The organism is Burkholderia sp. AU19243 (genome assembly GCF_018148075.1).
Taxonomy (GTDB): Bacteria; Pseudomonadota; Gammaproteobacteria; order Burkholderiales; family Burkholderiaceae; genus Burkholderia; species Burkholderia latens_A.
Window position 1 is genome coordinate 527,458 of record NZ_JAGSTV010000002.1, and the last position, 14,508, is coordinate 541,965.

Sequence of the window (14,508 nt, forward strand, 5' to 3'; positions counted from 1 at the left end):
TCGTTGTGGCGGCGTCGTTGCGGCGTCGTTGCCGTGCGCGTGCAGCGCAACGGCCCGCGCCCGTTAAACGCCCCAGCGCGGAATGTGATGCGAGCCCATCGAAATGCACACGTTCTTGATTTCCGCGAACACCTCGAAGCTGTATTCGCCGCCCTCGCGCCCGGTGCCCGACTCCTTCACTCCGCCGAACGGCTGGCGCAGATCGCGCACGTTTTGACTGTTCACGAACACCATCCCCGCCTCGATGCCGCGCGCAAGACGATGCACCTTGCCGACGTCCTGCGTCCAGAGGTACGACGCGAGCCCGTACGACGTGTCGTTCGCGAGCCGCAGCCCTTCTTCCTCGTTGTCGAACGGAATCAGACACGCGACCGGGCCGAAAATCTCTTCCTGCGCGATGCGCATCCGGTTGTCGACGTCGGCGAACACGGTCGGCCGCACGAAGTTGCCGTCGCGCAGATGATCGGCGAGCCCCGCCGGCTTGTCCGCGCCGCCCGCGACCACGCGCGCGCCTTCGTGCTCGCCGATCCGGATGTAGCCCGTCACCTTTTCCCAGTGCTGCCGCGTGATCATCGCGCCGAGCTGCGTCGCCGGATCGGACGGATCGCCGACCACCAGGTTGTTCGCGCGGCGCGCGAATTCCTGCACGAAACGATCGTAGATCGTGCGCTGCACGAAGATCCGCGAGCCCGCGGTACACCGCTCGCCGTTGATCGAAAAGATCGTGAACAGCGACGCATCGAGCGCGCGGTCGAAATCGGCGTCGTCGAAGATCAATACCGGCGACTTGCCGCCGAGCTCCATCGAGTATTTCTTCAGGCCCGCGCGTTCCATGATCCGCTTGCCGGTGACCGTGCCGCCCGTAAACGACACCGCACGCACGTCGGGATGGCGCACGAGTGCGTCGCCGGCCGTCGCGCCATACCCGTGCACGACGTTCAGCACGCCCGGCGGAATACCGGCTTCGAGCGCGAGCCGGCCAAGCTGGTCGGCCGTCAGCGGCGACAGCTCCGACATCTTCAGCACGGCCGTATTGCCGAGCGCGAGACACGGCGCCGTCTTCCACGTCGCCGTCATGAACGGCACGTTCCACGGCGACACCAGCGCGCATACGCCGACCGGCTGGTACAACGTGTAGTTGAGCATCTGGTCGTCGACCGGGTACGTGCGGCCGTTCATCTGCACGCACACCTCCGCGAAGAAGTTGAAGTTCTCGGATGCGCGCGGAATCAGCTGCTTGCTCGTCTGCGCGATCGGCAGGCCGGTGTCTTGCGTTTCGAGCGCCGCGAGCATCGGCACGTTCTTCTCGATGAGCTCGCCGAGCTTGCGCATCAGCTTCGCGCGCTCCTTCGCCGGCGTGCTCGCCCACTTCGGAAACGCTTCCCTGGCCGCACGCACGGCCGCGTCGACTTCGGCCTCGCCACCCGACGCGACGTCGGTAATCACGTCGCCCGTCGCCGGATTCAGCGTCGTGAAAGTCTCGCGGCTCCCGACTTCGCGGCCGTCGATCCAGTGCTTGATGGTCATGTGCTCTCCTTGGGCGGCCGGTTCAGCCGGCGCGATAGTAGTCTGCTTCGCCGACGATCGTGTTCACGAGCCGGCCGATTCCTTCGATTTCGGTCACGACCTCGTCGCCCGGCTTCGTGTCGGCCAGCCCTTCGGGCGTGCCAGTCAGGATCACGTCGCCCGGCGAGAGCGTCATGAAACTGCTGATGTGCTCGATCAGCGCGGGGACGTCGAAGATCATGTCGCGCGTGCTGCCGCGCTGCGTCTGCGTGCCGTTCACCGTCGTGCGCAGCATCAGGTCGCCCGCATCGCCAATCTCGTCGCGGCTGACGAACCACGGCCCGAGCGGCGTGCAGGTATCGCGGTTCTTCACGCGCAGGTTCGGGCGGTAGTAGTTTTCAAGGTAGTCGCGAATCGCGTAGTCGTTCGCAACCGTGTAGCCGCCCACGTAGTCGATCGCCCGAGCACGGCTCACGTTGCGCGCCGGGCGGCCGATCACCACCGCGAGTTCGCATTCGTAGTGCATGTGCGTCGCGTCCGCCGGCCGCACCGTGTGCGACCGGTGGCCGATGAACGTGTTGGGTCCCTTCAGAAAGATCAGCGGTTCGCTCGGCGCGTTGAACGCGAGTTCCTTCGCGTGGTCCGCGTAGTTGAGGCCGAGCGCGAACGTCGTGCGCGGCGCGACGGGCGGCAGCCACGTCACGGCGCCCTCCGCCATTACGCGCCCCGTGTCGAGCCGGATCGCACCGTCGCCGGCCGGTTCGGCCGCATGCAGTGCGCCGTTGTAGATCACGCGCGCCGTCTTCATCGTGCTTCCTCCGCAATCAGCGTGTGCCGCAACGTGCCGATGCCGGGCGCGGCGATCTCGATCGTGCTGCCCGCGCGCGCAAGCGGCGCGCCGCCCGCGACGCCGAGCAGCAGCACGTCGCCGGCGTCGAACGACATGAAGGCCGTCACGTCGGCGATCAGCTCGCGCACCGGGCGGATCAGCGTGGCCGTCGATGCGGACGCGACAGGCTCGCCGTCGACGCTCACGGTCAGCGTGAGCGCGTCGACATCGGCGAGCGCGGTGGCCGGCACAATGACGGGGCCCAGCGGGCAGAAGCCGTCGCGGCACTTGAAGCGCACGGCCGGACGGTAGTAATCGGGATGCGGGACCGACACATCGCTCGCAAGCGTGAAGCCATGCAAATAGTCGAGCGCGCGCGCGGCCGGCACGCGCGTCGCCCGCCGCGCGAACACCACCGCCACCGACGCGCCGATCTCCAGCGCATCGACACCCGCCGGCACGACGACAGCCGCACCGTCGGCCGCATGCGTGTTGGCCGGCTTGATGTAGAGCACCGGCGCCTGCGGCGCACGCCCATATGGCGGCGCATGCACCGCATCGCCGAGCGCGTCGAGCGCGGCGCGCTCGTTGAGCAGCGCACCGTAGACGGTACTGATGGCGACCGGCAGCGGCGGCGCCGCGGCGGTCGTGCAAGACAGCTCCATGCGTCATTCCCCTGCCGCGCACCGCGGCACATCGTCAATATTTAATATCTTAAGTAAACAATCGATCGGCGGCAACCTCGATTACCCTGACATGCGAATTTCGTTACCGCCGGCTGTTAAGATTGATGCGTCCCCGTCCATTCCCCACCCCGATGAACCGTACGCTCGACCATCGCAATCTGGCCATGCTGCTGCTCGAGGCCCGCGAGACGCTGATGGGCCTGTTCCGCCCCATTCTCAAGGAATTCGCACTGACCGAACAGCAATGGCGGATCATCCGCGTGCTGGACGGCGAGCCGACGCACGCGCTCGAAGCCGGACAGATCGCGCGCCGCTGCTGCATTCTGAGCCCGAGCCTCACGGGCGTGCTGGAACGGATGGAACGCGACGGGCTGATTACGCGCACGCGCGCGCAGGAGGACCAGCGCCGGCTGCTGGTGAGCCTGACGCCACAAAGCAGGAAGCTGGTGACCGAAATCGGTCCGCGCATCGACGAGCAGTATCGCCAGCTCGAAGCACGTTTCGGCGAGGACGGTCTGGACGAGATTTACCGTGCGCTCGACCGGCTGATCGAGCTCGGCAGCACGTCGTAGAGGCTGCGGCCGGCGGACCGCCGCGAACGCTCGCGCGACAGCGAATCGCGGCGGGTCGGACCCGGCATCAGCGCGGATGGCGTACCCGTCAGTGCACCGCGCCCCGCATCAGCTCGGTGACCGCAACGCCGCGCGACGTGCGCATGCACTCCTCGACGTAGTCAAGGAACGGCAGCGGCTCGAAATCGATCTCGTCGCGCACGCGGCGGTTGTCGAACACGCGATCGACCGTCGCGAATTCAGCGCAGCGCCGCAGCGCCCGGCCGATCACGCGCTCGAGCGCCGGATCGGTCCGCCCGAGCACGTCGCGCACCACGAGCGGCAGCTCGGCCGGCGCGCACGCGGCGTAGCGCGGCGCGCCCGTCATCCCCGCCGCCTCGTCCATCGCCCGAACGATCTGCGCGACCTGCGGCGCCTCGTCGCCGGCCGACACGTGGTACACGTCGTGCATCAACGTCGGCTTCACCGCGAGCAGCATTGTCGCGCGTGCGACGTCGTCGACCGACACGATGTCGATGCGCGTCATCGGCCGCGCGGTGAAACGTCGTGCCGCATGCGCGACGCGGAACATCCAGAACGAATTCGGCGCCGGGCGCGTACCGAGCACCGTGTGCCCGACCACGTGCGACGGTCGCACGACGACCAGCGGCAACCCGAGCGCCCGCAGGCGCTGCTCCGTTTCCGCCTTCGCATGCAGGTAGTCCGCCGCGAGTACTGCGCCGGGCAGGCAGTCATCGCGCGCCGTCGCATCGTCCTGTGCGTCCTCGCGCACGATTCCGCCGCGCCCCGCATGCGCATACGCGGTGCCGACGTAGACGAAACGCTGCAGCCGCGGCGCGGGCGCGAAACGCGCGGCGAAGCTCACCGAATCGGCGAGGTCCGCGCGCAGATGCGCGCCGTCGGCGGGTGACGCATGGCCCGCGCAGTGAATCACGTGCGTCGCGCCGGCCAGGCGCGTCGCGTCGGCGCTCTCCCATACGTCGCCGAGCGAGCCGACGATCACGTTCGCATCACTCAGACGCGCCGCCCAGTACGGCGCAAGGCCTGCGCGCAACGCCGCTTCGCGCACTCGCGCAACCGCGTGGCCGCGATTCTCGGCACGCACGACGCACACGATCCGCTCGAGCAGCCCCGCGTTCACGAGCGCCGTAAGTACGGTGCTGCCGATGAAGCCGGTCGCGCCGGTGAGCACCAGCCGGCCGACGTTGGCCGCCGCGACCGGCGCGCTGGCCGGCGATACGAGGCTCGTGCGCCAGTTCAGCGACAACGCGGTTTTCCAGATCAGCACGATAGTCTCCTTCGAAGAATCGGCCGCACGGCGCGACCGCCCCGGATCGCGGAGCAGCGTGCTGCCGTCGGCGTGGGCCGAGGCGTACGTTCACCCCGGCGGATTCCCGAGCGCGGCGGCCCACGATCGCGTCGATCGCGTCTCCGGCACGAGGCGGCGGCCCGCCCCGAACGGGCGTCCGGGGCACAGGATCGGGAAACTCGCAGTGTGGGGCCTGATCGCCCGCAAGTCTGTCCCGAAAGTTTCGTGAAAGTGTGTGGATTTGTATGCGGAATGTCGGAGTGTGTCGCCCGCCGCACCGGTGGAGGCGCGCCCCTTCTTGCAGCAGCACCGCGAACGCATTGGGCCCGCGCCGCGCGTTGCGCCGACGGCAGCGCCGATGCCGATGCCGACGCTCCGCCGACGCGCGACACTTCGACGCGGCCGGCGCAAGTCATCGCATCACCGTGGGCGCTGTAGGCGGGTTCCGGTGCGCGAATCGCAGCGCGGCCTGCGTTGGCGCGTGACGCGGAAATCGCGGCGGATCGTCAGACATCCTTTCACCAGAAATTCAAATAGGCGGGATGCACGTTTATTGCGGATTATCACTTGCGTTTCACTGCAGTCTATCTAGACTGTTCAAACTTAAACGGTCGATGTGTGATTTCCCATTTTCAGGAGACGATCCAATGCGCCTCACCATTCGGATTAATGGCAGCGAATCGGCAACCCGGCATTCGTTCGCGGTGCTATGGGTCGATACCGACGAGGGGCTGTGGTCGCGCGAGGCCCATCAGGGTATCGATCTTCCCGCCTGGGGCAAGGTCCGCGACGTCGAAGGCGCGATGGCGCTGTGCGCGGCCGACGGCGGCAACGCGCTGTGCCAGCTGAAGGGGCTGTCGTTCAGCGCGACGCAGCGCGAACAGGGTCCGGCGGTGCTGACCGGCGAGCATCCCGACGGCGCGTGGCGACTTCAGGCGGTAGATCGTTCCACCGCGCAGCCCGAATACCAGGAATTTATTTCCGTCGCCCGATAGGTATTTTTGACGATATTCGTCAGCGGTTTCCGGGTTTATCCCGTTTCTACGCAATTCATTTCGATATTCAGCAATAACGGCGCCTCTCGTGAGGCGCTTTTTATTTTCCGAGGCCGGTATTAATCGGGGCCGGGTTCGCCGGACTGCGGAAAACGATTACACCCGAAAACGATTACGACGCCGCCGTCAGTGCGTGATGCCCGGCTGCCCCGGTGATACCCGCTCCCCCGTTTCCCGCTCGCTGCCATCGTGCCCGGGCGTGCCGAACAAAAACACACCGGCTTCACGCACGACCGACTACAGTTTCCCCACACGACGTTTACTCATTTATTACAATCCCATTATTCCGACTGACCTGCCGCCGTCCGGCGGCCCCACCCGGCCCTTGCATGAGCGCGAAAAAGAAGACCCACCCCGCCGATCCCTACGCCGCAGCGACCAAGCATCCAATGCTCGCGTCGCGCCTGCCGATGTGGCGCTCGAAACTGGTCGTGATCATGGTGTCCGTCGGTTTCGCCGCGCTGATCGGCCGCGCGTTCTGGGTGCAGGTCGCGAACCAGGATTTCTACGTCGGGCAAGGCCAGAAGCGCTATCAGCGCACGATCGAGCTGGATGCGATGCGCGGGCGCATCGTCGACCGCAACGGCGCGATGCTCGCCGTCAGCCTGTCGACCTACGAGATCTGGGCGAACCCGAAACAGGTTGCCGAAGTCGACTATCCGCAAATCGCGAAGCTGCTCGACATGCCGCTCGCGGAAGTGAAGCGCCGGCTGCGCAACGATCGGACGTTCGTGCTGCTCAAGCGGCAGATCGACGCGGACACCGCGAGCCGGCTCGACAAGCTCGGAATCGACGGCATCACGCAGATCGCCGATTCGAAGCGCTTCTATCCGGAAGGTGAATCGGCCGCGCACGTGGTCGGTTTCACGAACGTCGAGGACAAGGGCCAGGAGGGTGTCGAGCTCGCGGCCAACGCGCGGCTGTCCGGCACGTCCGGACAGCGCGAGGTGATCCGCGACCGGCTCGGGCGCATCGTGTCGGACACGCGGCCGCTCGTCCCCGCGCAGCACGGCGCGACGATCGAGCTGACGATCGACCGGCGCATCCAGCAGCTCGCGTTCAGTCAGCTGAAGGCCGCAGTGCTCGAGAACAACGCCGTGGCCGGCAGCGTCGTCGTGCTCGACGCGCAGAACGGCGAGATCCTCGCGCTCGCGAACTATCCGACCTTCGATCCGAACGACCGCGCACGCCTTACGGGCCAGCAACTGCGCAATCGCGCGGTAATCGATACGTTCGAGCCGGGCTCGACGATCAAGCCGCTCGTCGTCGCGCTGTCGATCGACGAGCGCAAGGTCACGCCGAACACGATCATCAATACGTCGCCGGGCACGTACAAGATCGGCCCGGCCGTGATCCACGATACGTCGAATCACGGCTCGCTGACGGTGTCGCAGGCGCTGCAGAAGTCGAGCAACGTCGCGCTCGCCAAGCTCGCGCTGAATCTGCCCGCCGAAACGATCTGGAACAAGTATCAGGAATACGGGATCGGTCGCGCGCCGGAGCTGACGTTCCCGGGCGTCGCCTCGGGCCGCTTGCGCGGCTACAAGCGCTGGCGGCCGATCGAGCAGGCGACGATGGCGTATGGCTATGGGCTGTCGATGTCGCTGCTGCAGATCGCGCAGACCTACACCGCGTATGCGGGAGACGGCACGCTGCATCCGGTGTCGCTGCTGAAGAACGGCACCGATCCGCAGACCACCGATGCGCATCGCGGCCACCGCGTGACGTCGCCGCAGACGGCCGCCGCAATCCGCGCGATGCTCGAGGCGGCGGTTGGCGAAGGCGGCACGGGGCGCCGTGCGCGCGTGGACGGCTACCGGATCGGCGGCAAGACCGGCACCGCGCGCAAGCAGGTCGGCGCGAGCTATGCGAAGGGGAAGTACCGCGCGCTGTTTGCCGGAATGGCGCCGATGAGCAACCCGCGCCTGATCGTCGCGGTCATGATCGACGAGCCGCGCGGCAAGGGCTACTACGGTGGTACGGTGGCCGGCCCGGTGTTCTCGTCGATTACGAGCGGCTCGCTGCAACTGCTCGGCGTGCCGCCCGATGCACCGGTCGAGCCGACGCCGAATGTGCCGGGCAAGGCGGCGCCGCAGAAGACGGTCGCAACGCCGAAGGCCGCGACACCGGCGAACACGGCGCGCGCTCAGAACACAGCGAGCGCAGCGGCGACCGTGAAGACGGCCGCGCAACCCGGCGCGACCATGCAGACGAAAGCGGAGGCAGGCTGACGCGTGACGCCGGGCGCCGCCGCCAGCGAACACGGCCGCCCGCCGCTCGCGTCGAACGGCACTCGGCCTTGCGCCGGGCCGCGCAATCCTGCCATCGGCTCGACGGCGGCCGCGCCGCTCAATGCGCAGCCGCCACCGGCTTCGCCATCCTGCCGAGTACGTGCTCGGTCATCCCGCGCGCGAGTTCGCTTTCGCCCATGAATACGGTGCCCACGCCTTCGCTCGCCAGCAAATCGGCCTCGTCGCTGCTGTTCGTGCACAGCACGACCTCCAGCGCCGGGTTCAGCGTGCGCGAGATCTCGACGATCTGCCGCACGTCGAACACATCCGGCAGCGTGACGACCAGCATCCCGGCGCGCGCGATATGTGCCTGCACGAGCACGATCGGCTCGATCGCGTCGCCCGACACGGCCGCGACGCCGTCCGCGCGCAGCTTCTCGACGAGCTCGCGGTTCTGCTCGACGACGACATAGGCGATCCCGCGTTCGTCCAGCGCATGCGCGATCCGCGTGCCGACCTTGCCGTAGCCGACGATCACGACTTGCCCGGTCAAGTGCGTCTGCGGCGTCGACATCGGCAGCGCGGCGAGCGGATCGTCGCGCGCCTCGAGCTTGCGCGCGAATGCAGAATGCTTGCGGATCCACGCGAGCGCCGGATCGATCATCGCGAACAGTAACGTGTTCATCGCGATCGAGATCAGCGCCACCGCGAGAATCAGGCTCTGTCCTTCGGCCGACAGCAGCCCGAGCGCGCGGCCGAGCCCCGCGAGGATGAACGAAAATTCGCCGATCTGCGCGAGGCCCGCGCCGACCGTCAGCGCGGTGTTCAGCGGATAGCGGAACGCGATCACGAGCGCGACCGCGGCGAGTGTCTTGCCGATCAGAACGATCGCCGCGACCTCGATTACGTGCAGCGGCTCCGCGAGCAGCACCTTCGGATCGAACAGCATCCCGACCGAAATGAAGAACAGCACCGAGAACGCGTCGCGCAGCGGCAGCGTCTCGTCGGCCGCGCGCCGGCTGAACTCCGATTCGCGCATCATCATCCCGGCGAAGAACGCGCCGAGCGCGAACGACACGTCGAACAGCTTCGCAGCGCCGAACGCGATGCCGACCGCCGCCGCGATCATGCAAAGCGTGAAAAGCTCGCGCGAACCGGTGCGTGCGACGAGCCACAGAACGCGCGGGAACACGCGCTTGCCGACCACGAGCATCAGCGCGATGAATGCGGCAACCTTGAGCATCGTGACGCCGAGCGTGCTCCATACGCCGCCGCCGGGTGCATGAGAATCGCCGGGCGGCGTGCCGCCGAGCAGCCCCGCGACGGGCGGCAGCAGCACCAGCACGAGCACCATCACGAGATCCTCGACGACGAGCCAGCCGACCGCGATGCGTCCGTTCACCGTCTCGACCAGCCCGCGCCCTTCGAGCGCGCGCAACAGCACGACGGTGCTCGCGACCGACAGCGCGAGCCCAAAGACCAGCGCAGCACCCGGGCTCCAGCCCCACGCGAGCGCCAGGCCGCCGCCGAGCAGCGTCGCGACGGTGATCTGCACGATGGCCCCCGGCAGCGCGATCTTGCGCACCGCGAGGAGATCGCCGAGCGAGAAATGCAGGCCGACGCCGAACATCAACAGCATCACGCCGACTTCTGCGAGCTGCTGCGCAAGCGACAGGTCGCCGACGAAACCGGGCGTGCCGGGACCGATCACGATCCCGGCGAGCAAATAGCCGACGAGCGGCGGCATTTTCAGCAGCGAAGCGAGGTAACCGAAGATCATCGCGAGTCCGAAGCCGGCCGCGAGCAATGCAATCAGGCTGACGTCATGAGGCATCCCCCCTCCCAAGGTCTTGTAACTATTTAGTAAGGTTCGAGATTCAAAGGATAAGGGATGAGACGAAAAAATGGCGCGCCGCCGCGAAAAATTCACGGCGTAGCGCGCCATCCCGGGGGCAACCCCTGTGTACGGCAAAGCCGCATGCCGACGCGGCCCATCTGGCGGGGCCTGCGCCGCCACGCGGATCGAATGGCGGGAGTCGTGCCCCGCACCGTGCGTCAGCGCGACGCCTGCGGGAACCGCGCGCCGGGCGGCGGCTCGGGCCGCGTCGACGGCACGCTCTTGCGCACCTTCGCGACTTGCGCGGCCGTGATCGGCGCGCCGGTGTTACCCCAGCTGGTGCGTACGAAGTTCGACACGTCCGCGACTTCCTGGTCGGACAAACGCCATCCGAACGGCGGCATCGTGAAGGTCGACGGTGCGGTGCGCGTACCGACCAGCGCGCTGCCTTCGAGCACGACATGGATCAGCGACGTCGGATCGTCGCCCTGCACGACCGGGTTGCCGGCGAGCGCCGGAAACACGCGCGTGTAGCCGTGGCCGTCGCTGCGGTGGCACGCCATGCAGTTGTCGCGATAGACGGCCGCCCCGGGCTTGCTCGCATCGCCCGTCTGCAGCGCCTTCGCGGCAGCCGCGTCGTACACGTGCGGCTGCTCGCCCTGCACGCGCGGCGGCAGCGTCTTCAGATAGCGCGCGATCGCGGTCAGGTCGCCGTCGGTCATGTGCTGCATGCTGTGGCCGACCACGTCGGTCATCCCGCCGAACGCGGCCGTGCGCAGCGTGCGGCCCGTCTTCAGGAACTGCACGATCTCGGCTTCGTTCCACGCGCCGAGCCCGGTGCGCGGCTCGCCGCGCAGGCTCGTCGGCACCCACCCGTCGATCGCAGCGCCGCCGGCCAGGAAATCGAGGCCGCCCGAGTCGGTCAGCGCGCGCTCCTGCATCGTCGCCGCACGCGGCGTATGGCACGCGCCGCAATGGCCGAGCCCCTGCACCAGATAAGCGCCCCGCGCGACTACCGGATCGGTGTACGGCGCCGCGTCGAACGGCTTCGGCGCCGGCGCGAACATCTTGCGCCAGAACGTCAGCGGCCAGCGCATCGACAGCGGCCACACGATATCCACGTTGCGGTTCTCGCGCTCGACCGGCGCGACGCCGTGCATGAAGTATGCATACAGCGCCTTCACGTCGTCGTCGGTGAGACGTGCGTACGACGGGTACGGCATCGCCGGATACATCGTGTCGCCGTTCTTGCGCACGCCCTCGCGCACCGCGCGGCTGAAATCGTCGAGCGTCCAGCCGCCGAGGCCCGTCTTCGGATCCGGCGTGATGTTCGTCGAATAGATCGCGCCGATCGGCGTGTCGAACTTCAGACCGCCCGCGAACGGCTTGCCGCCGATCGCGGTGTGACAGGCGACGCAGTCGCCGGCGCGTGCGAGATATTCGCCTCGCTTGATCAGGCTCGCGTCGGCTGTCGGGGTCGACTGGGCCGCCGGGCCGGAAACCGCCGCCGATGCCAACGGTTGCGCGCAAGCGTGGCCGCCGGCGAGACCGACCGCCGCCCATGCCGTGGCGATCGCCAGTGCGCGCCGCAGCGTAGCCGCGTAACGCGCGGCATTGTGGTGGTTCATCGTCCTTGTCATGCGGTCACCAGCGGGGCGGGATTTTTCAGGTATTGCTCGCGAATCGCGCGTGCCGACCAATAAGCCAGCGCCGCGACGATCCCGGTCGGGTTGTAGCCGATGCCCTGCGGCAGCGCCGATGCGCCCATCACGAACACGTTGTGCACGTCCCAGCACTGCAGGTACCGGTTCAGCACGCTCGTTTTCGGATCGGTGCCCATGATCGCGCCGCCGACCAGGTGCGTCGTCTGGTACGCACGCGTATCGAAGTGCTGGCCGAACTCGCGCGTCGACACGCCGATCGCCTTCGGCCCCATCGCCTGCGCGATCTTCTTCATCTGGCCGGTCACGTACTGCGCCATCTTGATGTCGTTGTCCTTCCAGTCGAAGGTCATCCGCAACAGCGGCTGGCCGTACGAATCGCGATAGGTCGGATCGAGGTCGAGATACACGTCGCGGTACGACATGTTCGTGCCATGCGCGTCCATCGAGATCGTATGCGCGTAGTTGTCCTTCACGGCCTTCTTCCATGCGGAGCCCCACTGCGGCGTGCCCGGCGGCGTCGCGATGCCGCTGATCGGCTTCACGCCGGCCTGGTTCACCCAGAGCGGCGAGCCGCCGACGAAGCCGAGCGGGCCGTGGTCGAAGTTGTCCGCGTTGAAGTCGTCTACCGCGACACCGTTGCCGCCCGCGCCGATGAACGGGTTCGTGTAGGTGTCCTTGTCGAAGAACGCCTTGATCGTCGACAGGTTCTGGTACGCGAAATTGCGGCCCACGACGCCTTCGCCCGAGATCGGGTCGTACGGCTTGCCGATTCCCGACAGCAGCAGCAGGTGCACGTTGTGATACTGGAACGCGGCGACGATCACGAGATCGGCGGGCTGATGCACCTCGCGGCCGGCCGGATCGACGTACGTGACGCCCGTCGCGCGTTTTTTCGTGTCGTCGAGATCCACGCGCAGCACATGGCACTTCGAGCGCAGCTCGAAGTTCGGCGCCTGCTTCAGCGCGGGCAGGATGTTCAGGTTCGGCGACGCCTTCGAATACATGTAGCACGCATAGCCGCTGCAGTAGCCGCAGAAATTGCACGGCCCCATCTGCACGCCGTACGGGTTCGTGTACGGCCCGGACGTGTTCGCCGACGGCAGCCGGTAAGGGTGCAGCCCGAGCGACTTCGCGGCATCGAAGAAGCGTTGCGCGGAGTACGTGTTGAGCTGCGCGGGCAGCGGAAAATTGTCGCTGCGGTTCGCCTCGAACACGTTGCCGTCGCCGACCACCTTGCCGCCGACCCTGTACGCCTGCCCCGACGTGCCGAACACCTTCTCGGCGAAGTCGAAATGCGGCTCCAGCTCGTCGTAGCTGACGCCCGTGTCCTGGATCGTCATCCCTTCGGGGATGAACTTCTTGCCGTAGCGTTCTTCGTAGTGGCTGCGCAGGCGCAGCTCTTCCGGCGTGATCCGGAAATGCACGCCCGACCAGTGCAGCCCCGCGCCGCCGACGCCTTCGCCCGGCAGGAACGCGGCAAGCTGCCGGTACGGCAGCGCGGTGTCCTGAACGCCGTGGCGGATCGACACGGTCGTCTTCGACAGGTCGAGGAACAGCTTCTTGCGAACGTTGTAGGTCAGCTCGTCGATCGTGTTCGGATACGCGCCGTCCGGATAGGTGTCGCGATACTCGCCACGCTCGAGCGCGACGACGTTCAGGCCCGCTTCGGTCAGTTCCTTCGCGAGAATCGCGCCGGTCCATCCAAAGCCGACGATCACCGCATCGACATGCGGCTTCTTTTCTGCTGCCATCAGCTGCGCTCCCCGTTGATCGAAACCGGGCCGTACGGATACGGCTTGCCGTTCTGGTTGACGAAGTCCATGAAGTCGGCGCGCGCTCCCGGAAAACCGATCATCTTCCACGCGGCCATGTCGCGGTTGCCGCCGTGCACCGGGTCGCAGAAGTAGCCTTCGCGCGTGTTCTGCAGCAACTGGCCGAAGAACACGGCGGACGGCACGTCGTCGATCTGCGCGTCGCCTTTTTCCAGCGCGCCGAGCACGGTGTCGCGGGTCGGCGCGTCGAGATCGGCGAATGCGTTGCCATGGGTCTTTTCGCAATAGCGGTTGACCGCCGCGATGCCGAGCCGGTAGATGTCGCGCGGCACGAGCTTCAGCTGGTAGCCGAGCTCGGGCACACCCTGCTGGAACGGCCCCTGCATGTACCACGTGGCGCCATGCGCATACGGCGTTTCCAGCTGGCGGTCGATGAATTCCGGTACGCCGGATTCGAGTGCGCCGGGGCCTTCGGCGTCGGCCGGAATCAGCCGGTCGACGGCGGCTTGCACGAACGCCCACTCCTTCGCATCGAAGAATGTCGGCTTGTACGGCGCGCGCTCGGCGCCGGCCGATGCCGCCGAGGCATTGGCGGCCGTGCCGGCAGTCGATGACGACGAGCGCAGGTCGCAACCGGCGACCGATGCGATCGGCACGAGCGCGAACGACGTGCGCAGAAAGCGTCGACGCGAATTGGGTTTGTCGGGTGGCGTGGACATGGTCGGATGTTGATCGTTGGGGAGCGTGGCCCGGGCACGCGCATTCGCATGCGGCATGCCCGACACGGCAGCCATGCCGCGCGCGGCCGGCCGTCCTGTTCTTGCGGTGTTGCGCACAACGTCGATACGGGCGCCGGCCGCCCGTTACGCGGCGGCGCCGTCATGCAGCTGCGCGCGTCGTACCGGCGACTGTGCAGCCTCGACCTCTTCGCGGGTCTGATCGTCTGACAAATACACGGCTACGGCCGCTATCTGTCCGTCATCGCCGTGGCCCTGGTTCAACTTAGGCGCCGCGCCGGCCCACGGCAAGCGCAACGTGCACGACCGT

General features: G+C 67.2%; 11 protein-coding genes. 3 read left to right on the top strand and 8 right to left on the bottom strand.

Annotation, left to right across the window (positions count from 1 at the left end; genetic code table 11):
* Positions 1-63 precede the first annotated feature (63 nt).
* From hpaE to KDW55_RS05795, 3 genes are read right to left on the bottom strand one after another with little or no spacing between them, the layout of a single operon-like run.
* A complete protein-coding gene (hpaE, locus tag KDW55_RS05785) occupies positions 64-1,527 on the bottom strand; it encodes a 5-carboxymethyl-2-hydroxymuconate semialdehyde dehydrogenase (protein WP_040139680.1) in 1,464 nt (487 codons plus the stop codon).
* 22 nt (positions 1,528-1,549) lie between these two features.
* Positions 1,550-2,314 (bottom strand): fumarylacetoacetate hydrolase family protein, encoded by a 765-nt coding sequence (locus tag KDW55_RS05790; protein WP_069242897.1) that lies wholly within the window; start codon positions 2,312-2,314, stop codon positions 1,550-1,552.
* Entirely contained in the window at positions 2,311-3,000 is a 690-nt protein-coding gene (locus KDW55_RS05795; protein ID WP_212160007.1) for a fumarylacetoacetate hydrolase family protein, read from the bottom strand. The genes KDW55_RS05790 and KDW55_RS05795 overlap by 4 nt, the downstream gene beginning before the upstream one ends.
* A gap of 152 nt (positions 3,001-3,152) precedes the next feature.
* Here KDW55_RS05795 and hpaR point away from each other — a divergent pair, with 152 nt between their 5' ends.
* Positions 3,153-3,593, top strand: coding sequence for a homoprotocatechuate degradation operon regulator HpaR (gene hpaR, locus KDW55_RS05800; protein WP_040139677.1), 441 nt, complete (start codon positions 3,153-3,155; stop codon positions 3,591-3,593).
* 88 nt (positions 3,594-3,681) lie between these two features.
* Here the strand turns inward: hpaR and KDW55_RS05805 are convergent, their stop codons facing one another.
* On the bottom strand, positions 3,682-4,881 hold the full coding sequence (locus tag KDW55_RS05805) for an SDR family oxidoreductase (RefSeq protein WP_040139676.1): 1,200 nt from the start codon (positions 4,879-4,881) through the stop codon (positions 3,682-3,684).
* A gap of 668 nt (positions 4,882-5,549) precedes the next feature.
* On the opposite strand from KDW55_RS05805, the gene KDW55_RS05810 reads away from it, so the two are divergent.
* Positions 5,550-5,897 carry a DUF3564 family protein gene (locus tag KDW55_RS05810; protein WP_040139674.1) on the top strand — a complete coding sequence of 116 codons (348 nt, stop codon included), beginning with the start codon at positions 5,550-5,552 and terminating at the stop codon, positions 5,895-5,897.
* A 389-nt stretch (positions 5,898-6,286) separates the two neighbouring features.
* Positions 6,287-8,188, top strand: coding sequence for a penicillin-binding protein 2 (locus tag KDW55_RS05815; protein ID WP_209825564.1), 1,902 nt, complete (start codon positions 6,287-6,289; stop codon positions 8,186-8,188).
* Positions 8,189-8,306: 118 nt separating this feature from the next.
* On the opposite strand, the gene KDW55_RS05820 is transcribed toward KDW55_RS05815, so the two are convergent.
* The 4 genes from KDW55_RS05820 to KDW55_RS05835 all read right to left on the bottom strand — a co-directional run bounded on the left by KDW55_RS05820 (position 8,307) and on the right by KDW55_RS05835 (position 14,180).
* Positions 8,307-10,022 (bottom strand): cation:proton antiporter, encoded by a 1,716-nt coding sequence (locus KDW55_RS05820; protein ID WP_059546747.1) that lies wholly within the window; start codon positions 10,020-10,022, stop codon positions 8,307-8,309.
* A gap of 221 nt (positions 10,023-10,243) precedes the next feature.
* Positions 10,244-11,665: a cytochrome c gene (locus KDW55_RS05825; RefSeq protein WP_212160006.1), complete on the bottom strand. Its 1,422-nt coding sequence runs from the start codon at positions 11,663-11,665 to the stop codon at positions 10,244-10,246.
* Entirely contained in the window at positions 11,662-13,440 is a 1,779-nt protein-coding gene (locus KDW55_RS05830) for a GMC family oxidoreductase (RefSeq protein ID WP_209822463.1), read from the bottom strand. The genes KDW55_RS05825 and KDW55_RS05830 overlap by 4 nt, the downstream gene beginning before the upstream one ends.
* A complete protein-coding gene (locus KDW55_RS05835) occupies positions 13,440-14,180 on the bottom strand; it encodes a gluconate 2-dehydrogenase subunit 3 family protein (RefSeq protein ID WP_069242892.1) in 741 nt (246 codons plus the stop codon). Before KDW55_RS05835 ends, KDW55_RS05830 begins: the two co-directional genes overlap by 1 nt.
* Positions 14,181-14,508 lie beyond the last annotated feature (328 nt).